The sequence below is a fragment of the Marinomonas sargassi genome (assembly GCF_025716875.1).
Classification (GTDB): Bacteria; Pseudomonadota; Gammaproteobacteria; order Pseudomonadales; family Marinomonadaceae; genus Marinomonas; species Marinomonas sargassi.
Window position 1 is genome coordinate 24,243 of record NZ_JAOVZB010000003.1, and the last position, 25,714, is coordinate 49,956.

Annotated in this window: 22 protein-coding genes; 16 read left to right on the plus strand and 6 right to left on the minus strand. The window is 40.9% G+C overall.

Annotated features, from left to right (window positions below):
• Positions 1-98: 98 nt before the first annotated feature.
• From OFY17_RS07005 to fadA, 8 genes are all read left to right on the plus strand, one after another.
• Positions 99-1,904, plus strand: a complete 1,806-nt coding sequence (locus tag OFY17_RS07005) for an acyl-CoA dehydrogenase C-terminal domain-containing protein (protein WP_263530010.1) — start codon at positions 99-101, stop codon at positions 1,902-1,904.
• A 54-nt stretch (positions 1,905-1,958) separates the two neighbouring features.
• Positions 1,959-2,273, plus strand: a complete 315-nt coding sequence (locus OFY17_RS07010; protein ID WP_263530011.1) for an SCP2 sterol-binding domain-containing protein — start codon at positions 1,959-1,961, stop codon at positions 2,271-2,273.
• Between the two features lie 113 nt (positions 2,274-2,386).
• Complete coding sequence (locus tag OFY17_RS07015) at positions 2,387-4,078, plus strand: AMP-binding protein (protein WP_263530012.1); 1,692 nt, start codon at positions 2,387-2,389, stop codon at positions 4,076-4,078.
• A 75-nt stretch (positions 4,079-4,153) separates the two neighbouring features.
• The gene (locus OFY17_RS07020) at positions 4,154-4,897 is read left to right on the plus strand and encodes an enoyl-CoA hydratase/isomerase family protein (protein WP_263530013.1); all 744 of its coding nucleotides are present in this window, start codon (positions 4,154-4,156) and stop codon (positions 4,895-4,897) included.
• A 134-nt stretch (positions 4,898-5,031) separates the two neighbouring features.
• Positions 5,032-5,784 (plus strand): electron transfer flavoprotein subunit beta/FixA family protein, encoded by a 753-nt coding sequence (locus OFY17_RS07025; protein WP_263530014.1) that lies wholly within the window; start codon positions 5,032-5,034, stop codon positions 5,782-5,784.
• On the plus strand, positions 5,781-6,713 hold the full coding sequence (locus tag OFY17_RS07030; RefSeq protein ID WP_263530015.1) for an electron transfer flavoprotein subunit alpha/FixB family protein: 933 nt from the start codon (positions 5,781-5,783) through the stop codon (positions 6,711-6,713). Before OFY17_RS07025 ends, OFY17_RS07030 begins: the two co-directional genes overlap by 4 nt.
• Before the next feature lie 84 nt (positions 6,714-6,797).
• A complete protein-coding gene (fadB, locus tag OFY17_RS07035; protein WP_263530016.1) occupies positions 6,798-8,948 on the plus strand; it encodes a fatty acid oxidation complex subunit alpha FadB in 2,151 nt (716 codons plus the stop codon).
• A 27-nt stretch (positions 8,949-8,975) separates the two neighbouring features.
• On the plus strand, positions 8,976-10,154 hold the full coding sequence (gene fadA, locus OFY17_RS07040) for an acetyl-CoA C-acyltransferase FadA (RefSeq protein WP_263530017.1): 1,179 nt from the start codon (positions 8,976-8,978) through the stop codon (positions 10,152-10,154).
• Positions 10,155-10,247: 93 nt separating this feature from the next.
• On the opposite strand, the gene codA is transcribed toward fadA, so the two are convergent.
• Positions 10,248-11,498: a cytosine deaminase gene (gene codA / locus OFY17_RS07045; RefSeq protein WP_263530018.1), complete on the minus strand. Its 1,251-nt coding sequence runs from the start codon at positions 11,496-11,498 to the stop codon at positions 10,248-10,250.
• Between the two features lie 285 nt (positions 11,499-11,783).
• On the opposite strand from codA, the gene katG reads away from it, so the two are divergent.
• A complete protein-coding gene (gene katG / locus OFY17_RS07050) occupies positions 11,784-13,979 on the plus strand; it encodes a catalase/peroxidase HPI (protein ID WP_263530019.1) in 2,196 nt (731 codons plus the stop codon).
• Between the two features lie 72 nt (positions 13,980-14,051).
• On the opposite strand, the gene OFY17_RS07055 is transcribed toward katG, so the two are convergent.
• Together OFY17_RS07055 and OFY17_RS07060 are read right to left on the minus strand one after the other, a co-directional pair.
• Positions 14,052-15,722 (minus strand): methyl-accepting chemotaxis protein, encoded by a 1,671-nt coding sequence (locus OFY17_RS07055; protein WP_263530020.1) that lies wholly within the window; start codon positions 15,720-15,722, stop codon positions 14,052-14,054.
• A gap of 231 nt (positions 15,723-15,953) precedes the next feature.
• On the minus strand, positions 15,954-16,979 hold the full coding sequence (locus OFY17_RS07060) for a nucleoid-associated protein (RefSeq protein WP_263530021.1): 1,026 nt from the start codon (positions 16,977-16,979) through the stop codon (positions 15,954-15,956).
• An 83-nt stretch (positions 16,980-17,062) separates the two neighbouring features.
• Between OFY17_RS07060 and OFY17_RS07065 the strand changes: the two genes are divergently transcribed.
• Both OFY17_RS07065 and OFY17_RS07070 read left to right on the plus strand, forming a co-directional pair.
• Positions 17,063-17,383: a hypothetical protein gene (locus OFY17_RS07065; RefSeq protein WP_263530022.1), complete on the plus strand. Its 321-nt coding sequence runs from the start codon at positions 17,063-17,065 to the stop codon at positions 17,381-17,383.
• 306 nt (positions 17,384-17,689) lie between these two features.
• Positions 17,690-18,319 carry an OmpA family protein gene (locus tag OFY17_RS07070; RefSeq protein ID WP_263530023.1) on the plus strand — a complete coding sequence of 210 codons (630 nt, stop codon included), beginning with the start codon at positions 17,690-17,692 and terminating at the stop codon, positions 18,317-18,319.
• 318 nt (positions 18,320-18,637) lie between these two features.
• On the opposite strand, the gene OFY17_RS07075 is transcribed toward OFY17_RS07070, so the two are convergent.
• A complete protein-coding gene (locus OFY17_RS07075; RefSeq protein ID WP_263530024.1) occupies positions 18,638-18,826 on the minus strand; it encodes a hypothetical protein in 189 nt (62 codons plus the stop codon).
• Between the two features lie 146 nt (positions 18,827-18,972).
• Here OFY17_RS07075 and OFY17_RS07080 point away from each other — a divergent pair, with 146 nt between their 5' ends.
• Complete coding sequence (locus OFY17_RS07080) at positions 18,973-19,452, plus strand: DUF2947 domain-containing protein (protein ID WP_263530025.1); 480 nt, start codon at positions 18,973-18,975, stop codon at positions 19,450-19,452.
• Between the two features lie 79 nt (positions 19,453-19,531).
• Here OFY17_RS07080 and OFY17_RS07085 read toward each other — a convergent pair whose 3' ends face one another.
• Complete coding sequence (locus OFY17_RS07085) at positions 19,532-20,239, minus strand: tRNA-uridine aminocarboxypropyltransferase (RefSeq protein ID WP_263530026.1); 708 nt, start codon at positions 20,237-20,239, stop codon at positions 19,532-19,534.
• A gap of 470 nt (positions 20,240-20,709) precedes the next feature.
• Here OFY17_RS07085 and OFY17_RS07090 point away from each other — a divergent pair, with 470 nt between their 5' ends.
• Entirely contained in the window at positions 20,710-21,168 is a 459-nt protein-coding gene (locus OFY17_RS07090; RefSeq protein WP_263530027.1) for a DUF1499 domain-containing protein, read from the plus strand.
• An 80-nt stretch (positions 21,169-21,248) separates the two neighbouring features.
• A complete protein-coding gene (locus OFY17_RS07095; RefSeq protein WP_263530028.1) occupies positions 21,249-21,833 on the plus strand; it encodes a TetR/AcrR family transcriptional regulator in 585 nt (194 codons plus the stop codon).
• A gap of 53 nt (positions 21,834-21,886) precedes the next feature.
• Here OFY17_RS07095 and OFY17_RS07100 read toward each other — a convergent pair whose 3' ends face one another.
• Positions 21,887-23,644 carry a DEAD/DEAH box helicase gene (locus OFY17_RS07100; RefSeq protein WP_263530029.1) on the minus strand — a complete coding sequence of 586 codons (1,758 nt, stop codon included), beginning with the start codon at positions 23,642-23,644 and terminating at the stop codon, positions 21,887-21,889.
• 103 nt (positions 23,645-23,747) lie between these two features.
• Between OFY17_RS07100 and OFY17_RS07105 the strand changes: the two genes are divergently transcribed.
• Both OFY17_RS07105 and trhO read left to right on the plus strand, forming a co-directional pair.
• Positions 23,748-24,437, plus strand: coding sequence for a 2OG-Fe(II) oxygenase (locus tag OFY17_RS07105; RefSeq protein ID WP_263530030.1), 690 nt, complete (start codon positions 23,748-23,750; stop codon positions 24,435-24,437).
• Positions 24,438-24,590: 153 nt separating this feature from the next.
• On the plus strand, positions 24,591-25,607 hold the full coding sequence (gene trhO / locus OFY17_RS07110) for an oxygen-dependent tRNA uridine(34) hydroxylase TrhO (protein WP_263530031.1): 1,017 nt from the start codon (positions 24,591-24,593) through the stop codon (positions 25,605-25,607).
• Positions 25,608-25,714: the final 107 nt, after the last annotated feature.

Sequence of the window (25,714 nt, forward strand, 5' to 3'; positions counted from 1 at the left end):
ACTCCTTTTGTCATTGAGACCGTTGCTATTTTGGAAGAGTCTTTATGGCATGGAGAGCTTTTGCATGAAGTATTAATAATAAGAATAGGGTGATGACTATGCCAAACTATAAAGCCCCGTTGAGAGATATTAGGTTTGTTACTGAGGAGTTACTTCAGTTCAATTTACATTACTCAAAACTATCGGGTTGCGAAGAAGCATCACCTGATATGGTATCTGCTATCGTAGAAGAAGGTGCTAAGTTTTCCGAGCGTGTACTAGCCCCCCTCAACCGGATTGGTGATATGCAAGGTTGCCAATATAAAGATTCAAACGTGATAACTCCCGATGGTTTTAAAGAAGCTTATCAACAATATGTAGATGGTGGCTGGCCTTCACTTTCTCACCCAGAAAATGTCGGGGGCCAAGGCTTACCTGACTCTCTAGGCATGATAGTTACCGAAATGATTGCTACCTCAAATTGGGCATGGAGTATGTATCCGGGTTTAAGTCATGGAGCAATGAAGACAATTGAGCTTCATGGTACGGAAGAGCAAAAGCAACTTTATTTAACCAAGCTAGTATCAGGAGTGTGGACAGGTACCATGTGTTTGACAGAGTCCCATTGTGGTACAGATCTAGGAATGCTGAAAACCAAAGCTGAGCCTCAAGATGATGGAAGCTTTAAGGTGTCAGGCACAAAAATATTTATTTCAGCAGGTGAGCACGATATGGCCGAAAATATTGTGCATATTGTATTGGCTAGACTGCCAAATGCCCCTGAAGGGACAAAAGGTATTTCCTTGTTTATTGTGCCGAAATTTAATCTTGGTGAGTCAGGAGATATAGGTAGTCGTAATGCCGTAACCTGTGGGTCTATTGAACATAAAATGGGCATTCATGGTAATGCAACCTGCGTAATGAATTTTGATGGTGCGACGGGTTTTTTAATAGGCCCTGCCAACAAAGGCCTTAATTGTATGTTTACTTTTATGAATACGGCGCGATTAGGTACGGCCTTGCAGGGTTTAGCTCACAGTGAGTGGGCGCTACAAAACTCTGTTTGTTATGCGAAAGATAGGTTGCAAATGCGCTCTTTATCTGGAATCAAAGAACCAGATAAAGCAGCAGATCCAATCATAGTTCATCCTGACGTCCGTCGGATGTTGCTTACTCAAAAGGCTTTTTCAGAAGGAGGTCGAGCTTTAATTCATTATTGTTCATTATTGGTGGATGTGAGTAAGCGAGGCTCAGAGGAAGAGAGAGTCGAAGCGGAAGAACTTATGTCCTTACTCACACCTATTGCGAAAGCTTTTTTAACAGAAACAGGTTTTGAATCTGCAAATTTAGGGCTGCAAGTGTTTGGTGGGCACGGATACATTTCTGAATGGGGTATGGAGCAAAACGTTAGGGATTGCCGAATTTCTATGCTGTATGAGGGAACCACGGGAATACAAGCATTAGACCTGTTGGGAAGAAAAGTGTTGATGTCACAGGGTGAAACACTTAAGCGATTCACGAAAATCGTTCATAAATTTTGTAAGGAAAATGAATCGCATCCAAGTTTGGGTGAGCTGATAAATCAACTAAATGCCTTAAATACCGAGTGGGGAGAGGTGACGATGACAGTTGCCATGAAGGCAATGAAAAACCGAGATGAAGTTGGTGCGGCTTCCGTAGACTATTTGATGTTTTCTGGTTATGTCACGCTCGCGTATTTTTGGGCGCGTATGGCTGTCTTAGCACAGCAAAAATTAGAGAAGGGGGCAGCAGAGGAAAATTTTTATACTGCTAAATTACAAACAGCGCACTTTTATTTTCAGCGAATACTGCCTCGTACTCGGGCGCATATAGCTGCAATGCTCTCCGGAGCTGATAATTTATTAGCTATGGACGCTAATGATTTTATATTTTTAGATGACTAAAAGGCTTATTAGATTTTGAACCAAGAAACACTATCAAAGAGCAGGAGATTAATTATGAGTGATGCAAAAGCGTTATTTAAAGCTATGGTTAATCGTTTTGACTCAAATGAAGCGAAAAGTATGGACGCTGTGTTTCAATTTGAATTAGATGACTCCAATAACTATTTTTTATTAGTACAAAATTCAACTTGTGAAATTGGCTATGGTGAGCATGATGACCCAACGGTAACCTTGAATATGGATTTTAATACCTTAAAGCGGATTGTAGAGGGGGATTTAGATGGTATGTTTGCCTTTATGCAAGGTAAAATAAGGGCAGACGGAGATATAATGCTAGCAACAAAATTAACCCAGATTTTCCCCGTATGAAATATGGAACTTGCTCTTAGATAGTTCCATTGAAATAGTTTATACAGATTTATACGTGGTTAGGTTGCGAATGATAGATTTCTCCTTAAAAACAAAAATAAGCGGAGTCTAATATGACAGTAGATGCCTCACCTCAAGCAGACCCTTGTAACTGGAAGAACCCCGGTAGTTATTTGCCGGACTCTTTTAACCCAAATAATTATCAGTGTTTGACGGATATATTGTCTCTGGCTGTTAGTAAATATGCTAATTTACCCGCTTTTACTAGCCTTGGTCGCACTCTTACTTATCAGGAGTTGGACCAAAAATCAGACTTGTTTGCCGCATACTTGCAAAATGAAACGAATTTACAAGTTGGCGATCGGATTGCTATTCAACTTCCTAATGTAATTCAGTTTCCAGTTGTTATGTATGGCGCTATGAAGGCTGGTCTTGTAGTCGTTAATACCAACCCTTTATACACACCTAGAGAACTGGAATATCAGTTTAATGATGCCAATGTTAAAGCGGTCGTAGTGTTCGCAAACATGGCTCATAATGTTGAGAAAATTATAAAAAACACCTCTGTAGAGAAAGTGATAGTGACAGAAATCGCTGATTTTCACTCTCCTGTAAAACGTGTATTGATTAACTCTGTCGTTAAATACTTGAAGAAAATGGTTCCTGCCTATTCCTTGCCTGAAGCGATAACACTTAATCAGGCTTTATCTATAGGAATAGGGAAGCCTCTTGTTAAGCATGTTGCCAAACCTGAAGATATCGCTGTTCTTCAGTATACAGGGGGAACAACTGGCGTTGCCAAGGGGGCCATGTTGACTCATGCTAACCTCATAGCAAATATGTACCAGTTACGCTCCCGTCTAACTTCCACTTTAGTGGAAAGAACAGAAATCTATATCGCGCCTTTACCTCTATACCATATTTACGCCTTTTTGATTCATGGTTTAACGCTGGTGGAATATGGTGCACACAGTATTTTGATTCCAAACCCTAGAGACTTACCTGCTTTTATTAAAGAGCTTAAAAACTGGAAATTTACAGGAATGGTAGGCCTTAATACTTTGTTCATGGGGCTATGTAATAAACCAGAGTTTAAAAATGTTGATTTCTCTGCGTTAAAACTTACCTGTTCAGGCGGTATGCCTCTTACACACGCAGCGGCTGAAACATGGGAAGAAGTGACTGGATGCAACATAGTAGAAGGTTATGGTTTAACAGAAACCTCTCCTCTTGTAGCCTTCAATCCATTGGGACAGGAACGTATTGGTACTATCGGTATACCAGTCGAAATGACCGATGTAAAAATCATCAACGACGATGGAGCCGAAGTGGCACAAGGTGAGTCGGGCATGTTGTGTGTTCGAGGTCCACAAGTCATGAAAGGGTATTGGAATCGTGAGAAAGATACTCAAGAGGTTATGACAGAAGATGGCTATCTGATTACCGGAGATATTGCTTTGCAACATGCTGATGGTTATCTGCAAATTGTTGACCGAGCTAAAGATATGATCATTGTCTCTGGTTTTAATGTCTATCCAACAGAAGTAGAAGAATGCTTGTCATCACACCCAAGTATTTTAGAGTCTGCAGCAATAGGCATCCCAGATGACTATACTGGAGAAGCGGTGAAGGCTTTCGTTACTTTAAAAGCGGATGTTGACAGTCTAGATTTAGAGGCCTTTCGCATTTTTTGTAAGAAACACATGGCTGCGTACAAGGTGCCTAAAATTGTTGAAGTTAGAGACGAACTTCCTAAAACGAATGTTGGTAAAGTGCTACGTAGAGCGTTGAGAGACGAAGAGTAAGCTTAGTCCTGTAGAAAGGCGAACAGGCTTTCTAATAATGGGTAGAGACAGCTCTTCTTTGTGAGGAGAGCTGTTGTGAGCTTATTAGTAACAGAAAAAATTGAATCTGGCCTGCAAATACTGTGTTTGAACCGAGTAGATAAAAAGAATGCGCTTAATTTAGAAATGTATTCTCTGCTTTCTCAGGCATTGGCAAGAGCGCAGGAAAATGAATCCATTAAAGCCACGTTATTACATGGCGCGGGTGGTAATTTTTCCTCGGGAAATGATATTGATGAGCTCGCTCAACCGTCTGAGGGTATGCAAGCTGCACTTACCTTTCTTAATGCACTGACACACTATAAAAAGCCAATAATAGCCGCAGTGGAGGGTGCATCCATTGGCATAGGGGCAACGTTACTTTTGCATTGTGATATGGTTATCTCGTCTCGTGAGGCAAGGTTTCAATTCCCTTTTGTAAAATTAGGTTTGGTTCCAGAAGCTGCGTCGACCTACATATTGCCTCGTTTACTTGGTCACCTAAAAGCTTTTGAGATTTTGGTGTTAGGGGAGACTTTTCACGCCAATGTCGCTTATGACATGTCTATGGTGAACCATTTATGTGAAGAGGGTGAGGCTTATGATTTAGCCTTACTATATGCTGTTAGGATTGCTTCACTCCCAAGCTTTTCCGTACAAACAACCAAGCGTTTATTAAAGAGAGAAGTTCAACCTAGTTTACAAACGTCTTTACAGCAGGAAAGTATTCTCTTTAAAGAAAGCTTAGCTTCCAATGAAACTCAAAATACGCTGAAAAGTTTCTTTTTGCGCCCCAAATAACTCCCACAACAGACTTCTCTTTAGTATTAATTTTTGTGACCTTTTTTGTTAGCTAATGGGCGCTTTTTTGTTATTGCTGAAAAATGCTTCAGAACTAGTATTGAGTATACAAAAACAATAAAAAGGGGGGATGTATGAAAATCCTAGTATCCGTAAAACGTGTGATTGATTACAACGTTAAGGTGCGTGTCAACGCTGATAATACTGCGGTTGACTTATCCAACGTCAAGATGTCGATGAACCCTTTTTGTGAAATCGCAGTAGAAGAAGCTGTTCGTTTAAAAGAAAAGGGAGTCGCAAGTGATATTTTGGTTGTTTCAATAGGTTCCCAAAAATGCCATGAAACCTTGCGTACCGCGCTGGCATTAGGTGCGGATCGAGCCCTCCATATTGATGCAGAAGACGGTTTAGACTCACTTGTAGTAGCAAAACTGTTAGCGAAAGTAGCAGAAGAAGAATCACCTGATTTGATGATTTTGGGTAAGCAATCTATTGACTCAGATAATAACCAAACAGGCCAAATGCTAGCGGCCTTGTTAGACCTTCCTCAAGCTACCTTTGCCTCAAATCTAGATATTGCAAATAACGAAGCTATTGTAACTCGGGAAATTGATGGTGGCTTACAAACTTTATCTCTTCAGCTTCCCGCTATTGTTACAACGGATTTACGCCTCAATGAACCGCGATTTGCCTCTCTGCCAAATATTATGAAGGCCAAGAAAAAGCCGCTTGAGACTAAAACACCTATGGAATTAGGGGTTAGTACCACTTCTAATCTCAAAATCGTCTCAGTGACTCCTCCACCAGAGAGAAGTGCCGGTGTTAAGGTGGATTCTATAGAAGAGCTTGTAGAAAAATTAAAAAGCGAAGCGGGGGTAATCTCATGAGTATTTTAATTATTGCTGATCATGATAATAGAGAGCTTATGCCTGCAACTCTTAAAGCGATAACCGCAGGGGCACAGTTAAGTGGCGATATTCATATCTTAGTAGCTGGCTCTGATTGCTACAATGTGGCTCAACAGGCGGCTTGCGTAAAAGGGGTGGACAAAGTTTTATCTGCTGAGAACGCTGTATATGAACATCACCTTGCAGAAAATCTGGCTAAGTTGGTGGTGTCTATATCCGATAATTATAGTCACATCTTAGCGTCATCAACTAGCATGGGTAAAAATGTTCTTCCTCGGGTGGCCGCTGTGCTGGATGTTGCCCAGTTATCAGATGTTACCGAGATTAAGTCTGAAGATACGTTTGTGCGTCCTATCTATGCTGGTAATGCCATCGCGACCGTGCAGTCTTCTGATCCAATTAAAGTGCTGACCATTCGTATTACTTCATTTCCTGAAGCCTCAATAAACGCAGATGCTGTGCAAATCGAGGTATTGTCTGAAACTATTGAGAGCCACGTATCACGTTTTCTTAATGAAGAATTGACCAAATCAGACCGACCAGAACTTACCTCAGCTAAAGTTGTTATTTCAGGGGGGCGAGGTATGGGAAGTGGTGAAAACTTTCAGCTTCTCCAAGGTATAGCAGATAAATTAGGTGCCGCGGTTGGTGCTTCAAGGGCTGCTGTGGATGCTGGCTTTGCGCTAAATGATTTACAAGTAGGGCAAACAGGTAAGACAGTAGCGCCTGACTTGTATATTGCAGTTGGCATCTCTGGAGCCATTCAGCATCTAGCAGGCATGAAAGACTCAAAGGTCATTGTTGCTATTAATAAGGATGAAGATGCCCCTATTTTTCAGGTAGCAGACTACGGATTGGTTGAAGATCTATTCGTAGCTCTCCCCAATTTAGAGAAGGCACTTGAGTGAGGTTGGTAATGTCCATTTTACTTTATATCCGCTAACACAAGCTCGTTTGCATAGGCTAAAAATCAATTATAAATGGAGGTCAGCATGCTGTATCAAGGTCAATCAATGACAGTTGTTTTAGATGAGTGTGATGTAGCCACTGTGACATTGGACTTAGCTGGAGAGTCTGTTAACAAATTTAATCAGGCCACCCTATGTGAGTTGGCTGATGTCGTTGATTTATTAAAGCATACCGATGATTTACAAGGAGTAATATTTGCCAGTGCGAAAGAGGCTTTTGTTGTAGGTGCGGATATTACTGAATTTACAACTTGGTTTAGGTTGACTGACGAAGACCTAATGGATCAGTTGCTCAATGTGCATAATCTCTTTAACGACATATCCAATTTACCCTGTCCAACGGTTGCAGCAATAAATGGCCTCGCATTGGGAGGTGGTTTAGAACTATGCCTCGCCTGTGACTATCGAGTCATGGCGGACACAGCAAAAATTGGCTTACCGGAAACGAAGTTGGGTATATATCCTGGCTGGGGTGGTTGTGTACGTTTACCAAGGCTTATCGGTGCAGATAATGCCTGTGAATGGATTGCCAGTGGCGCACAAAAGCGAAGTGCCGACGCCTTTAAAGATGGTGCTGTGGATGCTGTGGTATCAGCGAATAAGGTGAACGAATCCGCTCGCCATTTAATTCAGCAGATAATGGATGGGAAGTTTGATTACCGTCGACGTAGAGATGAGTTACGAGCGCCAATGGCTTTTTCACCGATTGAGAAACTCATGGTATTTGAGTCGGTACGAGGCGTTGTTGGCGCTAAGGCAGGTCGACATTACCCAGCGCCAATGGCCGCGGTTAAAACAATAGAAAAGTGCATTAGCCAAGATTTAGACAAAGCATTAGAAACAGAAAGAAAAGGTTTTCTTAAACTAGCGAAGGGCGATGTAGCGCACTCCCTAGTGAAACTTTTTCTCAGTGATCAATGTGTGAAGAAAAAAGCGGGAATGCTTGCTAAAGATTCTGAGCCAGTAGTCAAATCTGCTGTTTTGGGTGCTGGTATTATGGGTGGAGGAATTGCCTATCAGTCTGCTTCAAAAGGCACGCCTATTTTGATGAAAGATATTCACGCTGAAGCCTTGCAGCTTGGATTAGAAGAGGCGAATAAGCTGTTTACTGGTCAGGTTGAGCGAGGCCGTTTAAGTGCTGATAGGGCGCTTAAAAAAATCAGCGCCATCTCCACTTCTTTACACTACGACGGATTCGAGAGCGTTGATTTTGTGATCGAGGCCGTGGTTGAAAACAAAGTTATTAAACAACAAGTACTAGCAGAAGCTGAAGATCATATTTCAGATCACACCGTGTTGGCCTCAAATACATCGACAATATATATTAGTGAGTTAGCAAGCAATTTAGCTCGGCCTGAAAATTTTTGTGGCATGCATTTTTTTAATCCTGTCCATCGAATGCCCTTGGTGGAAGTCATTCGCGGCGAGAAAACCAGTGAGGCGACTATATCTAAAACGGTTACATACGCCTTAGCAATGGGCAAAACCCCGATTGTTGTAAACGATTGCCCGGGATTTTTTGTGAATAGAGTTTTGTTTCCTTACTTTTCTGGCTTTTCTCTGATGCTACAAGAAGGGGGTGATTTCCAAAAAATTGACCGTGTTATGGAAGAGTTTGGCTGGCCAATGGGGCCAGCGTATTTAATGGATGTTGTAGGTATTGATACGGCTTTCCATGCGGATCAAGTGATGGCGCAAGGTTTTCCAGATCGGATGCAGCATGAAGGTAAAAATGCTGTGGATCGTCTATTCGAACTAAAGCGCTTTGGTCAGAAAAGCAGAGAAGGCTTCTACACTTATGAGCCAGATAATAAAGGTAAACCGAAGAAGGTTTTTAATCAGGAAATCTATGAAATTCTTGATGAAATAGCACCCTCTAAAAAAGAGCTAGCAGATGATGAAATTATTGCTCGTATGATGGTTCCCCTTTGTATAGAGACAGTACGCTGTCTCGAAGAAAGTATTATTGCTTCTCCTGAGGAGGCAGATACCGGCCTGATTTATGGTATTGGCTTTCCTCCATATTTGGGAGGTGTTTTGCATTATCTAGACCAATTTGGCTTGCAGGAGTTTTGTTTTCTTGCTGACCAATATAGCCATCTGGGTAAGCTGTATGAGCCTACGGAAAATATGCGACTCATGGCCAGTAAACAGCAAAAATATTATAGCGTGTAACGCTGCATCACTAAGAGAGGAATCCGTATGAAACTGAATCTAAATGATGTTGTGATTGTTGATGCTGTTCGTTCGCCAATGGGAAAAAGCAATAATGGTGTTTTTCGGCATATTAGGGCTGAGAATTTATCAGCGGAGCTGGTTAAAGCGCTATTTAAACGTAACCCTGAAGTGGATGTTAATGACGTTGAGGATTTAATATGGGGGTGTGTTAACCAAACCTTAGAACAAGGCTTTAACATGGCAAGAGCCGTTGCTTTATTAGGCGGCCTACCTGTTACATGTGCTGCGCAGACAGTAAATCGCTTATGTGGCTCTTCGATGTCTGCTATTCATAGCGCTACTCAGGCTATTGTGTCAGGTCAGGGTGATGTGTTTGTTGTCGGTGGAGTCGAGCATATGGGGCATGTGAGTATGATGCATGGGGTCGATATGAATCCTGCTTTATCAAAGCATATGGCAAAAGCCTCGATGATGATGGGGGTTACTGCCGAAATGTTAGGGAAAATGCATGGCGTCAGCCGTGAAGCGCAAGATGAGTTTGCTGCACTATCCCACAAACGTGCCCATGAGGCGACGCTGCAAGGCTACTTTAATAATGAAATTGTCACCCTTGAAGGGCACGATACAGAAGGAAATAAAATATTGGTGGAGGCGGATGAGGTGATTCGTCCGGATACCTCAATAGAGTCTTTAGCTCAACTTAGTCCTGTTTTTATGCCTAAAGGAGGTAGTGTAACAGCTGGTAATTCGTCTGCTCTTGCTGATGGTGCTTCGGCGATGTTAATCATGTCGGCAAAAAAAGCGCAGGAGCTTGGCATAGCCCCTATTGCTAAAGTGCATAGTATGGGCGTTTCTGGCTGTGACCCGGCTATTATGGGGTACGGCCCTGTTCCGGCTACAAATAAAGCTTTAAATAGAGCTGGCCTAACAATTAAAGATATAGACATAGTTGAGCTCAACGAGGCCTTTGCAGCGCAATCCATACCTGTGTTAAAAGACCTTAAATTACTCGATAAAGTAGAAGATAGAGTCAACTTACATGGGGGAGCGATTTCCTTAGGCCACCCTTTAGGGTGCTCAGGTACTCGAATTTCAGCAACCTTGCTTAATGTTATGGCTAATAAAGACGCAACACTGGGTCTCGCTACCATGTGTATTGGTATGGGGCAGGGTATTGCGACAGTGTTCGAGAGGGTAAATTGACAGAATTCTTTTATTAATGAGTTAAGCATGGTTACCATGATGTTAGTGGTAACCATGCTCTATATTTAGTAAAAAATTTCATTCTAATGATTGTTAGAGCGTGCTGATCCAAGGCTTGCTGATTACCTGAGCCGGTTTCCGTTCCACAATGATTTCACCGCGACGAACGGATAAAAGCACTTCACCTTGTTTGCGCAATACACTGTAATCATCAAAGCCTTCTAATAGTATAAAGTTGGCTGGGTGGCCGACTTTAATACCATAGTTGTTTAAACATAGAGCTTTTGCACTGTTGTCTGTGATCATATCAAGGGCACTGGCGTAATCTTTGTAGCCCATCATTTGGCAGATATGCATAGCGAAATCTAATGTGCGTAATAGCTTTCCATTGCCTAATGAATACCAAGGATCAAAAATCGAGTCTTGTCCTAGACATACATTAATATCTGCTTCACGAAGCTCCTTTACACGCGTCACCCCACGTCGTTTTGGATAGCTATCAAATCGTCCTTGAAGGTGAATGCTTTCTGTTGGGCAGGAAATGAAATTAATCCCAGAATTCTTTAGTAAACGAAAAAGCTTCGAACAGTACGCGTTATCGTAGGAATGCATGGCAGTGGTATGGCTGGCGGTAACTTTTTCGCCCATGTCGTGGAATAGTGCTTCACAGGCAAGAAACTCAAGGAAACGAGAGTTTGGGTCGTCAATCTCATCACAATGAACGTCAATTAAACGATCGTATTTTTTTGCCAGTTCTATTATTTTTTTAACGGATTGTTCGCCCAGCTCTCTAGTGTATTCAAAATGAGGAATGCCACCGACAACATCTGCACCTATTTCAAGAGCTTCCTCCATTAGTTTTAAGCCATTTGGGTAAGAGAGCATGCCGTCTTGAGGAAAAGCGACAACTTGTAAATCAATCTTATCCTTTAACTCATCTCTTAATGCACATAGGGTGCGAACACCGATTAAGGTGGGGTCTGTTGTATCTGTATGGGTACGAATTGCCTGTACACCGTTTTGAACCAATAGCTCGATTGTTGAGAGGGCCCGTTGTCGAATATCCGCCTCGTTAAGCATAGACTTCCTTTGGCTCCAGCGCTCAATTCCCTCAAAAAGTGTACCGCTGTTATTCCATTCTGGTTCACCAGCGGTTAATGCCGCATCAAGATGAATGTGTGGCTCAACAAATGGGGCGCATAGAAGGTTTTCATTGGCATCGAATTCCGAAGAGTGAGCAGACAGGCGTTCCGTTTGTTCTTCAATACTAACAAAGCTGCCATTTTCGATATGTACTGTAAAAAGTTCTGCTTGATGACGTAAACGAGCATTAATAACTTTCATAAGAAACCTCAAATTTTTTGGTGGTCCAACCTAATGGCTAGCTCTTTAGTCTTGTGATAACGGAATACTACTCACTAGATTAATGTACTGTTTTGTCATTTATTAGTTGAAAGGGCTTAGGTGTTAAGAGTGCTTCAATTGCACCAATCAATAAATTGCAGTTATTAATAAGAGAGAGTTTAAGCTATCACAATGTTAGTTTTTATTTATTAGAAAAAAACTTTTCTAAAGGCTATAACTATCTATGTCAGTAACACAACAATAAAGCTACTAGGAGAGTATCTTATGTCAAGTGAAAGCAAGTGTCCTTTTAATCACGGTGCTTCGGGCGGCGCACAATCATCGAGCCGTGGTACTTCTAACAAAGATTGGTGGCCAAACCAATTAAACCTAAAAATTCTTCACCAGCACTCCTCAAAATCTAATCCAATGGGAGACGATTTCAACTACGTAGAAGAATTTAAAACTCTCAATTTAAAAGCACTACAAGATGATTTATACGCTTTGATGACAGATTCACAGGACTGGTGGCCAGCAGATTTCGGTCATTATGGCCCTTTTATGATTCGTATGGCTTGGCATAGTGCCGGTACATATAGAACAGCGGATGGGCGTGGTGGCGCAACATCTGGTTCACAGCGTTTTGCCCCGTTAAATAGTTGGCCTGATAATGTCAACTTAGACAAAGCTCGTCGTTTATTGTGGCCGATCAAACAAAAATATGGACGTAAAATATCCTGGGCAGACTTAATGATTCTAGCAGGTAACTGTGCATTGGAATCTATGGGCTTTAAAACCTTTGGCTTTGCAGGTGGACGAGTAGATGTTTGGGAACCAGAAGAAGACATCTACTGGGGAACAGAGAAGACATGGTTAGATGATAACCGTTACACGGGAGAACGAGATCTAGAAAGCCCTCTAGCCGCTGTTCAGATGGGGTTGATTTATGTTAACCCTGAAGGTCCAGATGGTAAGCCTGATCCATTAGCTTCGGCACTTGATATTCGCGACACTTTTGGTCGAATGGGTATGAATGATGAAGAAACTGTAGCTCTAATTGCTGGTGGTCATACTTTTGGTAAAACCCATGGCGCTGGAGATGTGGAGCAAGTTGGTGTTGACCCTGAAGCGGCTGGTTTAGCTGAGCAAGGTTTTGGGTGGAGCAACTCACAAGGTACGGGTCATGGTGTTGATACCATCAGTAGTGGTTTAGAAGTGACATGGACAACGACACCAACTAAATGGAGTAATAATTTCTTTTGGAACTTGTTTGGTTATGATTGGGAGCTGACTAAAAGCCCAGCAGGCGCCCACCAATGGATACCTAAACATGGAGCGGGTGCAAATACGGTTCCTGATTCTCATATCGCAGACAAACGTCATACGCCGAGTATGTTAACGAGTGATTTAGCATTACGTTTTGATCCAATATACGAAAAAATTTCAAGACGCTTCTTAGAGAATCCTGAGGAATTTGCAGATGCATTTGCGCGTGCTTGGTTTAAATTAACGCACCGTGATATGGGGCCAACGGCTCGTTATTTAGGTGAATTAGCTCCTAAAGAAGAGTTAATCTGGCAAGATCCAATTCCAGCGACTTCAACATCACCAATTGATGATCAGGCCATTGCTGAGCTTAAGGAAAAAATTGCCGTATCTGGGTTATCTGTATCTCAGTTAGTTAGCACTGCGTGGGCATCGGCTTCAACTTATCGTGGCTCAGATATGCGTGGCGGTGCAAACGGTGCTCGAATCCGTCTTGCGCCTCAAAAAGATTGGGAAGTGAATCAGCCTGAAGAGTTAGCTAACGTCTTAAGTTCATTGGAAGCTATACAATCTGAGTTTAATAAAGAGTCGGATACTTCTGTTTCATTAGCAGACTTAATTGTTCTAGCTGGTTCTGTAGGCGTCGAGAAAGCAGCTAAAGCGGCAGGGAAAGATATTACTGTACCATTTACTCCAGGTCGAACAGATGCATCTCAAGAGCAAACAGATGTAGAGTCTTTTGCTTTACTTGAGCCTGTAGCTGATGGCTTCCGTAATTATAAGAAAGGCAAGTTCACTGTTACCACGGAGGAAATGCTGCTAGACAAGGCTCAGTTATTGACACTGAGTGCTCCTGAGCTAACGGTATTGGTAGGTGGCCTTCGAGTACTCGGCGCTAACGTTAATCAAAGTGAGTTTGGTGTTTTGACTAGCCAGCCAGAAACCTTAACTAATGACTTCTTTGTTAACTTATTAGATATGGCAACTAAATGGAGTGCTGTTTCTGATGAAGAGGAAGAGTTTGAAGGTCGAGACCGTCAAACCGGTGAGGTTAAATGGACTGCGACACGCGCTGATTTGGTTTTCGGTTCTAACTCTCAACTCCGAGCAATCGCTGAAGTCTATGCGTGTTCTGATTCAGAAGATCGCTTTTTGAAAGACTTCGTTAGTGCGTGGACAAAAGTGATGGAATTAGATCGTTTCGATCTGATTTAATATCTAAATTAGAAGCTACTAAAAAAGCCCTAGTGTTTCCACTAGGGCTTTTTTAGTTTCTAACACGAGTCCTTAGGTTTTAAACTTATTTGTTACGTTTTGAATAAGCTGAGACTGTTCTTCAAGTCGCGTAAATTGCTCAGTCGCCTCTTCAGAGCCTTTACCGATAGATTCGGCAATATCGGCAATATCACTGATATTCTTCGCCATGTCATTGACCACAATAGATTGCTGGTTTGCTGTATTAGAAACGTCCACATTCATAGCCGTAAGTTGCTTAATAGACTCTGAACTTGAATGGATAATAGTACTAATAGTATCCATGGATTCTATTACTGCGGTTCTTTTTTCTGCACTATTTAGCATATCTTGGATAGTCTTATCTGCACTTAATTGCAATTTCTCTAAGATGTTCTTAATTTCAACGGTACTTTGTTGGCTTCGTTGTGCCAAGTTACGCACTTCGTCAGCTACAACGGCAAACCCTCGACCTAATTCACCTGCGCGCGCAGCCTCTATCGCAGCATTCAGGGCGAGTAGGTTAGTCTGTTCAGAAATGCCTTGTATTACACTCAAGACAGAGTTGATCTCTTCAACATTGCTACCTAACTCTTGAATTGAGCCTTCAGCGTTATCAAGTACACGGTTTAGGTCATTTAGTACTTCACCAGACACCTCTACCTGTTTGAGTACATTTTGTACTTCAGAGTCTGTATTTTCTGCAGATGTACGAGTGTGTTCTGCGTTAGCTGCTATCTCACTTGCTGTGGTAGACATTTCTTCAATAGCTGCTGCTGTATTTGTTGTTTCCTGAACTTGTCTGGAAGCTGCATTCACTAATGTCTTATTCTGGTTACGAGAAACAGATGCGATTTCATTTAATTGGCCACAGGCAGTTTTTAAGGTTTCAACATCTGTACTCATGGAAGATAAGAATCTATTGAAGTTCTGCGATATGTCATCAAGAATATCTAGAGAGCTGTTAGGTAAAGACTTTGTTAAGTCACCTTCGCCATCAGCTAAGTCTTCTACGGCATCTCGTAATGAGTATAGTGCTGTTAACATTAGTTTAACGGAAGTGAAGATAGCAAAAGCAACGACTGCAGATATTCCTAATATTATTAAGAAGTTATGGATGAGGCTTTCACGCTCTGATTTTTCTAATGCAGTGTCTATTTCAGACAACATGCCTTCTACACCATCTATGAAGAAGCCTGTAGCAATAGCAACACCCCATTGCTCAATCCAAATAGCGTAGCTATATTTCGCGGAGGGTTCTGTTTCCCCTTTTTTAGGGAAATAATAAGTAGTAAAACCTTCACCTGATTTTGCCGCATTAATAATGTTCTGTACAATTAGGTTACCGTGTTTGTCTTTTGAGTTGATAAAGTTCTTTCCAACTCCCTTATCCGAACCGCTCATTAGACGATTTCCTTCACCATCGTACGCAAATAAGTAGCCAACACCTTTGTCAAAGCGATAGTTATATAAAAGAGCAAGAGCATCTTTCATGCCTTTTTTACCCGGCATGTCTAAGTAGGGCTTAATTAAACTAGCAGAGGAATCTAAAACAGTAACAAGTCGTCTTTTTTCAATTTCTATAATGGTGTTTTCCGAGAGTTGAGATACGTCTTTGTTGATTGTGTCTAGTGTTTTTATTTGCATAAAAATGCCTGCAATTGCAACCAAAATGAATGGCACAAAAGCAAACATATATATTTGTGTTTTTAGCGACCGAAACATACCCAATACTCCCACTACAATAATATTATTTTATCCCTCTATCATAGAAGCTTAATTCAAAATGTCTAGAAATTACACCTTAAGCTGGTCTCTAGTTTAGTGAGCCCCAATTTTAAGTCGCGTAAGGTTGAAACAGGAGGATATAAAGAGGAGAAGGGAATGTATATTCGAGGCGTTTTGAATATACAATCCTTTTTTGGGGTTCTATACTTAAGTATGTCTATTCTAGTATTAGGCTAAGGTTTGTAGCTGCTTTAATAAACTTTTCGGTATGTCTTTGAAGGTTAGTGCATTTGAGCTTGAATCATAAGTTATGGACTCGCCCAATAGGTCAGCATCAAAACTTAAGGTTAGAGATCTTGAGCTGCCAGACAGTCGAGTTAACTTTTTAAGAGCTGCTTTTTCAACAAAAAGCTCTTTTTCCATTTTAAAATCATCTGAATTCGCTATATCCAAAAACTTATTTGCTTGCTCAACTGAAAACTTGGCCTGTACTTCTGTTGCAAGCTCCTTCATTGTTAACGGCTCGTTGTCTTCAATTTTAGATTGGCAGTGCTCAGACACGACTTTCTTAAAAGTATTAGCCTGTTTGGGAGCAAACTCTTCTGTTTGACAAAATGCAGAGGTTAGATCAACAAGTTTTTTGGTCTCTTTTGAAGCTACTTTAGGTTCGTCGCAGCCAATAAATTGGGTGAAGTATTCCTTTTCGAACTTAGGAGCTCGGCCAAACCTGAATGCAATATAGCGCCCCTCATCGTTGGATTGCCACGCTGTTAGATTAATACGCAAAGCCATGTGAAGCTTTTCGGTTTCTATTTGATCCACTTGAGATAGGCTTAAATCTGCACTTAATACAATACCGCTTTTTCTTTTTAATAGAACAATATAGAGAAACTGAGTGTCATGTAGTTCAAAATGGTTAAACCATAGCAAGCCGCCTTCGGCTTCTTCGACCTGCTCTAAATATTTTAAATACTCTGCGGCACATTCTTTAGTAAAGAGAGAGAAGTCTGCGAAAATGTTATTAGTAAAATGCTTAGACAAGAGATTGGGTAATTGAGAACCCGTGTCGCTGCCACTAGGGTTTGAAAACCTTCCAGTATTCATACCCGATCGATTAAATAGATTGGTAACTTGAGCAGAAATGAGAGTGGCTTGGCCATCAACAGGGTTTTCGTTAGGGCGTGCTATTAATAGGGCTTTTTTTTCGCCCTCACATTTTTGTATCTCATGAACGATTAAGTTGTTAATAGACACTTACTACCTCATATGTTTACTATTAAGCTCTTTACTGTGGCATAAAGCTTTTTAATTAAAATTATTTATTTAATTCAGGTGTTATGATTAAACCTAAAACGACTAAGAAAGATACGCGTATAGAACTCGAATCATTAGTTGATGAGTTTCTCAAAGCGAAAGGTGAGATTCAGCATGTTGATATGGGAGAATCAGGCTTAGTCGATGGAAAGTATAACACGAGTCAAGTAGGTTTCAGTGAGCCTAAGAAAGATAGAACACCACTTAATCACGTTGTATCTGCTATCCAAAGTCGTAAATTAAATAAAGAGCCTACTAAGAAGGTAAAGGCTCAGGTAAAACCACGTAAAAAAATGATTTATGATGACTTTGGGAGCCCTATAAGGTGGGTGTGGGTTGATTAATGCTAGAGCTTATCTCATCACAGGCTCTTGTTTTCAGGTTAGAAGTTAGATTATTGGTCTTTTTGATGTTTCTATCTTGATTATTTTTTAGTAATGTAAATTTAGTGTTATGATGTTGGTGTATAAAGATATTATCCTATTTGGGTATATTTTGAGGTTGAATTTATAGAAGGTAATCTTTGATTTACATAAAGTTACATTTATGTTCGATTTATGTGCCAAAGATACAAATCTTCGATAGATAAACTGTTGTTTTTTTCTTAATCTAGAATTATACAAATTTACGAACTCTTAAGTGGTAATAACATGAATGTATTATCTAAAACTATTTACATAGCAGGATTGATGCTAGCTTTTAGCCACATTGCGTCGGCAGAAAGTCTTTATGCGTCCAAAATTCAGCCGCGCTTTGTAGATAATGATAGAGATGGTGTTATCGCTGCTCGTGACCTTTGTCCTGGTACTCCAATTGGAGCAGCTGTAGATAACAATGGATGTGAAGCTCAAACTAAAAAGCTTTTATCTGTAGAATTGAATGTTTTATTTGATTCTGGGAAGTCCAATATTAGACCTAAGTTTTATTCTGAGTTGAGAGAGTTAGCTGTTTTTTTGAAAGCTAATCCAAATAGTACTGTTGTAATTGAAGGGCACACCGATGATGTCGGTGCCGAGTCATATAACAAAAATCTGTCTCAGGCTAGAGCTTCCTCAATCGCTGATGTCTTGGTAGATAGCTTTAGAATTAAACAAAGCCGTGTTAAAGCGGTTGGTCATGGTGAAAGTCGTCCAATCGCCACAAACGACACACCTCAAGGAAGAGAAAGAAATAGACGAGTTATCGCAGAGGTTATTTCTGAGCAGAGCATAGCTAATCAGCGCTGGACTATTTATAGCGTAGATAAAAATACAAATACAGCTTTCAACTCAGCATACTAACTAGATTTTTCTTAAAAGAATTTCATGAAACCCCTAGGTATTTCTGCTTAGGGGTTTTTTATTGTCAGTCTTACGCCCAAAAAAGTGCTGCAAATATTATAAATATATGAGGCTAAAGTTTATACTTTTTTAATTTTCTTAGACTCGAGTGATGAAATGAAGTTTTAGTTGGCGGGGGGGGAGTAACCATACATATTATATGTATTCAGACATTAGTATTTGAGGAGTGTTAAGTAGAAGTGTTTACTGTATAAAAAGAAAGGAGGGGTGTTGTTATTTTTCTCCCCTTAGTAATGGAGTGTACCCTTTCGGGTTTGATTAACTTGCTTGTTCTAAGTGCTGTGGACGGACGCTTATTTTCTTTATAGAGGAAATCGAGCTTGCTACAAAGCCTTTAATAGAGTTTAGAAGGCGAATTCGATTTTGACGACGAGTGTAGTCTGCTGCAGTAGTGTCTTCAAAGCCCCATTTTGCTAATAATGCTTCATATTGCTGTTGAGAATCCATAATTTGTACCTCATTTAGTTGATTTGAGTGTTGCTTGGTAGCAACGCTGTTAATATTAGATTTCAGGTTTATTTTGAGCAAACGATCCTTTTTCACCTTTTAGTTTAGTTTTTTTCACCATATTCTACTGACCACTGGAGACTGCTTTGTACCAACCTTTAGAGACTTTCTCAAAGTTCTGGATTTTTAAGAGAGACGACCCAAAAATTGAGCCTAATGATTTAGACGGAATCCGTCTTCTAACAGAACAGAGGGCAAACGATATCTGGCGAGATTATATAAGTGATGAACAACTCCATCCTGATAAGCTTTCTGATGAAAGCTGGTTGAATAGTTCTAGTTTGATGTCGGATGAGGTGTCTAAAGTTCAATGGGAAAAAGTATGGGAAAGTGATCGTGAACAGCTCCCAGAAGATTTTCTTTCTCATTTTTCTGCATGGGGGGAGGACACGAAAATCTACTTTTGCTGTCATAACGAATTGATATTTGAAACAACATGGTCGATATTTCAGCGAACTTGGAAAGCATTTCTATTTCTTGATAATGGTCCAATCCTAATTGGTAAAAAGAAAAAGCAAGCTGCGCAGTTTTTCAGTAGTGGTTGGTGTAACTTACTTTTACGATAAGCTTAGATATAGATTATCAGGGTAGGCACAATTACCTTTTAAATATTAAGGTGACAAGTGCCTAACTATTGTTTTGTTATTAATTGGAAGGCTGATTTCCGCGCCTTCTGCTCGCTAAACACCTGAAGTTGAATTCCTTATAGTACTCCAATAAATACTCACTTGATTCCATATGCCCAAGAGCATTAAGTAACATAGAAGTAACCTCAGCTGTAGCAAATTGCATTTGATGTTCTGAGTGTCTCACTAGAAAAGAGCGTTGCGCTTTTTCATTTATTTCATAGTGAGGGATATGGCTTAGCCATTTGCTTTGATGAAACATTTTGCTGGCCTGTTTCCAAGTCCCATCCAATATGATAAATGTGTGCTTGGACTGCTCATTTCTTGTGTCTGGTGGTGTTTTTCGATTATTTCTGTTCTGTTGCTGAGCCGTTTCAGTATTGGGGAACAAGATCGTGCAGTTTCCTGCTTCTCTTTCTAAAAGCTCTAATAGATCAGTAGGTGGACCGGCTCTGTCCCAGAGAAAGGCTTGTGTGTTATCCGGAAATAAATCGGCGATGAGCCGACCGCTGTTAGTCGGTTTGTGTATCTCGTCCCTATGATAAATTAAGATGAAATTAATAGGGGAAATTTGTTGCTTTCGTAGATGGCAAAAGCACGAAAAATCGGCCATCAGGCATTGTCGGCAACGAGTGAGATTGGACCCCCTTGCATGGAAGGGTCTCATTGAGTTTAGTTTGCATTGTTCCCGTAATGTATCAACACAGTGTTGCTTGAATTTTGGCATTGTTCTCGTTATTTAATCATGGCGTTTTTAGTTCAATATTTCACTCGCGTACATAGGTCTTATGATTTACATGAAAAATATGCAAATACAGAGGAATGAAAGCTAATTGTCATTTTTCCTCTGTTTGTTCTGTTTCGCTCACGATATTGTATCAGGCATCATTAGTTACTGAGCTTAATATGAGTCGATATTTTTACTCGATAATTTATATATTACTTATTCTTGTTGCTTGCATGGCATTTTTGTCCATTGTGGGAGTAAGGGTTGGGATATTTGAGCCGATTACAGGTTTTTCGCTCTTGAGGAAAAGTGTTTTCTCATCACTTTTTTTATCCGTTCTCGCATTGTTTTCGTTGGGTATGTGTCGAAGGGAGAAAGACGCTTCGAGCAAACGATTCTTCATCTTAGTGCTGATTGTTTCTTTCGTTTATAGCTCTTTGTGGATCTCTTTCTACCTGCAAAAATCTAAAATGCCTAAAATAAATGACATCACAACAGACCTGACTGCACCGCCTTCTTATATGGGGGTGAATTTTATACGCAGTGCGAAGGAAAATAGTGTGATTTATAAAGATAGTTTCAAACCTATCCAGATGGATTTTTACCAAGAAGTTAAACCTGCCTTTTTTACTCGTACGAAATTGGAGGTTTATGACGCGGTCAGTCAATTGGTTGCCCAGAGAGGTTGGAGTGTAGTGGTGGCTCATGGACAAGTTGGCGTTCTTGAAGCTACAGCCAGAACGCCTATATTTGGTTTCCGTGATGACGTTATTATTCGTCTTACAGAAGAAGATGATGGCATAACTAGAGTAGATATGCGTTCTAGCTCGCGTATTGGTCGTGGTGATTTTGGTCTGAATGCTGAGCGAATAATCTCTTTTATGGATGACCTTGAGAATACTTTAGATGAGCCATTAGCTACAGAGTAGAGCTGACCAATAAGTTTTACTCGTCAATGAAAAGAAGACAAGCTAGACTCTGCTTGCATAACAGTGAAAAGGAATGTTAGGTGAGTCTTCGTAAAGAGCAAAAAGCAAACACAAGAGCGAAAATAAAATCGGTTGCCAAAGAAGCCTTTTTGACGAAAGGGATAGAAGCAACAAGCACCCGTTATTTGAGCCAGAAATCCGGTATTGCCGTTGGCACCTTGTTTGTTCATTTCCCAGATAAACTCTCTCTTGTTAAAGATATCTTCTTCGAAGAAATGGACAGTGCTTTGAGAGCTGGAGCCGTATCGCAAACTGTTTGTAGTTCACCGATTGATTATCTACTGCAGATGGCTCAGGTGTTATTCGACTTTTTTGATGATTACGCTGAGTTCACGCAGCAAATATTGTTAGACAGCATAGTGAAAGGTGGCTTCCATACCAATCAAATGGCTGTTATTTCTGATGGTATTATTAGCCGCTTTAAACAAGCAGGTGTCGATGAGAAGACGGCTGAAATCTTTTCTGAAAACATGGTGTCTAATTATTGGTATATCTTGCTGAATAGCTTACCTACAGGAACACTGGGGCAGGCTTCAATAAATCAACTGAAACGCCTGAACCTTCCTTTCGAAGTGTCTTACAATAATGCAGCTAAGAATCAATAAAGAGCAGAACTAATAAAGATCAGAAGCAATCAGAGCTGAATCAATAAAGTGACTTACTGCAACTCGTTAGCTTTTCTATAGAGCCCTTGATAATCGAATAACCGCTCACTTACTTCCCAATAGTGTTTTTTCTTCTTCGCAATAACAAAGTCAGGAGTGGGGAGGTAAGGAAGGAATTTCTCGACCTCTTCTAGCGCCTCGAACGTGATTTTTTGGCTCGCGTTTGCAATCCTACTTCCGAACATTAGATTGAACTGGTTTCGTGACTTCTTAATATTGAAATAAAAGCTTTCCGACAGGGTGACACCGTCTTCATCGTGGTAGGTTACTTTTAGCCCATTGTCTTTTCTCATAAGAGAGGTTGTTAATCCTGAACAACGCAACACTTTTGTGTCTTTGAGGTTAAGGGCTCTCCTTAAAATATCGTCTGGATCAATGAGTTTTTCTGAACAGTTTTGACATTCGCGTGCGGCAATGTCGTTCTCTGCATCACATGATGTACAGCGTTTAAAGCGGAATCGATAGGAGCATTGTTGCTCCTCTCCACCGTCTGAAATTAAACCATGGCAACGTCGTCCAAAATGCTCCAAAACTTCGCCATCTTCACTTAATTTCCCCCAAAACGTATTAGCAAAATCACATTCAGGGCAGTGTGCTTGAACCGCAACAGAATCTGGCGATGGTTTCTTTTCGCCTATCTCAGGCTGAAAAATGTTGTAGCCATTGTTGGTGTAGTCCAATACAAGGCAATCTTTTTTTCCTTCGCTCAGGCGTAAACCGCGGCCAACAATCTGCTGAAATAAGCTAATGGACTGAGTTGGGCGTAAAATGGCGATCACATCCACATGGGGTGCATCAAACCCTGTGGTTAGTACGGACACATTGACAAGGTATTTGATGTGCCTGGCTTTGAAGTCGGCAATTAATCGATCTCGCTCGGCGAGCTTAGTAGAGCCTGTGATCAAAGCGGTTTGTTCATTAGGTAGGTAGCTAGCGATTTCTTTAGCATGGTCGATTGTCGCGGCGAAAATCATCACTCCTTGTCTATCTATGCTTAGCTCAAGTATTTGTTCTGTAATGGCTTTAGTCACTCTTGGGTGTTTATGAATGAGCTCAATTAAAGCAATGTCATCGGTGTTTTGTTCACCGTCTAGGCTTTCTGTTAATAGGCTGAAATCATAATGTGAAATGGCAGCATCATAATGAATGGGAGGGGTTAAATAACCTTTCTTCACCATGTGCTGTAGAGGAAGTTCAAATATACAGCGTTTGAAAAAGGTGTTTGGGGTATTTCTAGCGTAACCGTGGTAGTGGTGCTGATAAATCCAACCATGCCCTAATCGATATGGTGTGGCTGTTAGGCCTAAGACTTTTACATTAGGGTTGACGGTCTGAAAGTGCTGAATGGTTTTTTGATATTGTCCGCTTTCTTCAAGGGCAACCCTATGACATTCATCTATGATGACCAAGCTGACGCTTTGATCAAAAAGATCTAGGTGACCACTAATGGATTGAATGCTGGCAAAAGTGACCTTGTCTAAATGGTTTTTCTGCTTTAATCCAGCCGAGAATATGCCTGCATCAGAGCCTGTTGCTAAAAACTTACTGTGATTTTGTTCGACGAGCTCTTTTACATGTGTCAAGCAAATGACTCGACCTTTGGCGAGGCGACTAAGCTCTGCTATGACTAAGCTCTTCCCCGCGCCTGTAGGCAGCACGATAACAGCAGGGTCGTTGTTATTACGAAAATGCTCAAGTGAAGCTCTAACGGCTTGCACTTGATAGTCGCGTAATTGAAAAGCTTGGCTCATATTTGGAAGTATCTTGGTGTATTAAAGGTTGAGCTACAGTACCATAAGCCCCTTATAAATTTGACACTTTAACACTGGTTTATACTGACCAATGAGTACAGAAATGACAAATAAAGACCTGCCAGACAATATTGATTCTATTTTTGAGAGTGACGACCCCTTTTCTCAAGTGTTATCAGATTTACAAACAAAAGGCTGGAGTATTCAAGATGACTTCTTCTCAGACGCTTTTATCAAGCTACTAATACAAGAGGCGGAAGGTTTGAATGCAAATGCTATGTCGCAGGCGGGCGTTGGTAGGCATCAAGAGCATCAAGTTAAATTGAATGCGAGAGGGGATACCATCCAATGGATTGATGGAGATACGCCAGTAAGAAATGCCTTTCTGAATGCGATGGAAGAGTTACGTATAGCAATCAACCGACGCTTGTTCCTTGGCTTATTTGATTATGAAGCCCACTTTGCACGCTACGGTAAAGGGGCATTTTATGAAAAACATATCGACTCCTTTCAAGCTGGTGGATCGAGTAGTTCCACTAATCGACTCCTATCGACCGTACTGTATTTAAACCAAGAGTGGTCACAAGACGATGGTGGAGAGTTTGTGATCTATGACGAGCACAATACAGACCTTGAAATAGGTCGCTTTCTTCCTAGAAAAGGGCGCTTTGCCGTCTTTTTAAGTGAGTGCTTCTACCATGAAGTAAAGCCAGCCAATCGGTCTCGGTACAGTATTGCTGGCTGGTTTCGTACCAACAACACAACAGGGCAAAAGCTTGATCCAAATCAATAGGCACTTTAATAGGTATGAAATTAGTGCTCTAGCTCTTAAATTAGCGCAAATGTTTTTTGCTTCAGGTCTCGAAAAGTTCAACAGATGTTTTTATAATGCGCGCCTTGTTTAACTGCTCTGGTTTTACGTTCCAGATCGCATAGGAGAAATGTTGTGTCAAAAGTTGTTGTATGTGCCCTTTATAAGTTTGTTGAATTGCCTCACTACGAGTCCATTCGTGAGCCTTTATTAAAAACCTTAGAAGACCATCAAATTCGCGGTACCTTGTTGCTAGCTTCAGAAGGCATCAACGGTACGGTTGCCGGTTCCCGTGAAGGTATTGATGCCATGTTGGCATGGTTAGATGTGCAGCCAGGCTTAGATAATATCGTCAGCAAAGAGTCCTACGACGACAACATGCCTTTCTACCGTACTAAGGTGAAACTGAAAAAAGAAATCGTCACCATGGGCGTAGAAGGTATTGACCCTAAACGTGTTGTGGGTACCTACGTTAAGCCTAATGATTGGAATGATTTAATTTCTGATCCAGATGTACTTTTGGTCGATACACGTAACGACTATGAAGTTCAAATTGGTACCTTCCAAAATGCGGTCAACCCGAAAACAGACACATTCCGTGAGTTCCCTGACTACGTAAAAGACAACCTCAACCCAGAAAAACATAAGAAAGTGGCTATGTTTTGTACGGGCGGAATTCGTTGTGAAAAATCCACTGCTTATATGCTAGAGCAGGGCTTTGAAGAGGTGTATCACCTTGAAGGTGGCATTCTAAAATACCTTGAAGAAGTGCCAAAAGAAGAAACCATGTGGGAAGGTGAATGTTTCGTCTTCGATAACCGAGTATCAGTAAATCATGATCTTGAGAAAGGGGATTATGATCAATGTCACGCATGTCGTATGCCGATCACAGAAGAAGAAAAGCAAAGCGAAAAATTCGTACAAGGTGTGAGCTGTGTACATTGCTTTGATAAGTTTACAGATGAGCAGCGCCAGCGTTTTGTAGAGCGTGAGAGACAAGTGCAGCTTGCTCGCTCCCGTGGCGAAGAGCACATAGGTGCAGAAGTATTAAGTGCCGTAGAAAAGCACAGATTAGATAAAGCCTTGGAAAAAGAGCGTCAGCGTAAAATACGTGCTGAAAGATCTAGGGAAGGAACTAATAAGTCTTCTTAACTTCAGTCTTAGCAGAGAAACGGACTATCAAGGCAAGAGTAAGCAGGAATGTTAATACCTTTCAATTGCTCTTAACGAAGAGAGGTCGTTTCTCTGAAAGACCCGAA

What these genes read in the sequence shown, in the direction of transcription:
- OFY17_RS07065 (WP_263530022.1), top strand. Translation starts at nt 17,063, where the DNA reads ATGATTAAACCTAAAACGACTAAGAAAGATACGCGTATAGAACTCGAA.
- OFY17_RS07025 (WP_263530014.1), top strand. Translation starts at nt 5,032, where the DNA reads ATGAAAATCCTAGTATCCGTAAAACGTGTGATTGATTACAACGTTAAG.
- codA (WP_263530018.1), bottom strand. Translation starts at nt 11,498, where the DNA reads ATGAAAGTTATTAATGCTCGTTTACGTCATCAAGCAGAACTTTTTACA.
- OFY17_RS07015 (WP_263530012.1), top strand. Translation starts at nt 2,387, where the DNA reads ATGACAGTAGATGCCTCACCTCAAGCAGACCCTTGTAACTGGAAGAAC.
- OFY17_RS07085 (WP_263530026.1), bottom strand. Translation starts at nt 20,239, where the DNA reads ATGCCAAAATTCAAGCAACACTGTGTTGATACATTACGGGAACAATGC.
- katG (WP_263530019.1), top strand. Translation starts at nt 11,784, where the DNA reads ATGTCAAGTGAAAGCAAGTGTCCTTTTAATCACGGTGCTTCGGGCGGC.
- fadB (WP_263530016.1), top strand. Translation starts at nt 6,798, where the DNA reads ATGCTGTATCAAGGTCAATCAATGACAGTTGTTTTAGATGAGTGTGAT.
- fadA (WP_263530017.1), top strand. Translation starts at nt 8,976, where the DNA reads ATGAAACTGAATCTAAATGATGTTGTGATTGTTGATGCTGTTCGTTCG.
- OFY17_RS07105 (WP_263530030.1), top strand. Translation starts at nt 23,748, where the DNA reads ATGACAAATAAAGACCTGCCAGACAATATTGATTCTATTTTTGAGAGT.
- OFY17_RS07090 (WP_263530027.1), top strand. Translation starts at nt 20,710, where the DNA reads ATGCCTAAAATAAATGACATCACAACAGACCTGACTGCACCGCCTTCT.
- OFY17_RS07005 (WP_263530010.1), top strand. Translation starts at nt 99, where the DNA reads ATGCCAAACTATAAAGCCCCGTTGAGAGATATTAGGTTTGTTACTGAG.
- OFY17_RS07010 (WP_263530011.1), top strand. Translation starts at nt 1,959, where the DNA reads ATGAGTGATGCAAAAGCGTTATTTAAAGCTATGGTTAATCGTTTTGAC.
- OFY17_RS07100 (WP_263530029.1), bottom strand. Translation starts at nt 23,644, where the DNA reads ATGAGCCAAGCTTTTCAATTACGCGACTATCAAGTGCAAGCCGTTAGA.
- OFY17_RS07055 (WP_263530020.1), bottom strand. Translation starts at nt 15,722, where the DNA reads ATGTTTCGGTCGCTAAAAACACAAATATATATGTTTGCTTTTGTGCCA.
- OFY17_RS07075 (WP_263530024.1), bottom strand. Translation starts at nt 18,826, where the DNA reads ATGGATTCTCAACAGCAATATGAAGCATTATTAGCAAAATGGGGCTTT.
- OFY17_RS07070 (WP_263530023.1), top strand. Translation starts at nt 17,690, where the DNA reads ATGAATGTATTATCTAAAACTATTTACATAGCAGGATTGATGCTAGCT.
- OFY17_RS07030 (WP_263530015.1), top strand. Translation starts at nt 5,781, where the DNA reads ATGAGTATTTTAATTATTGCTGATCATGATAATAGAGAGCTTATGCCT.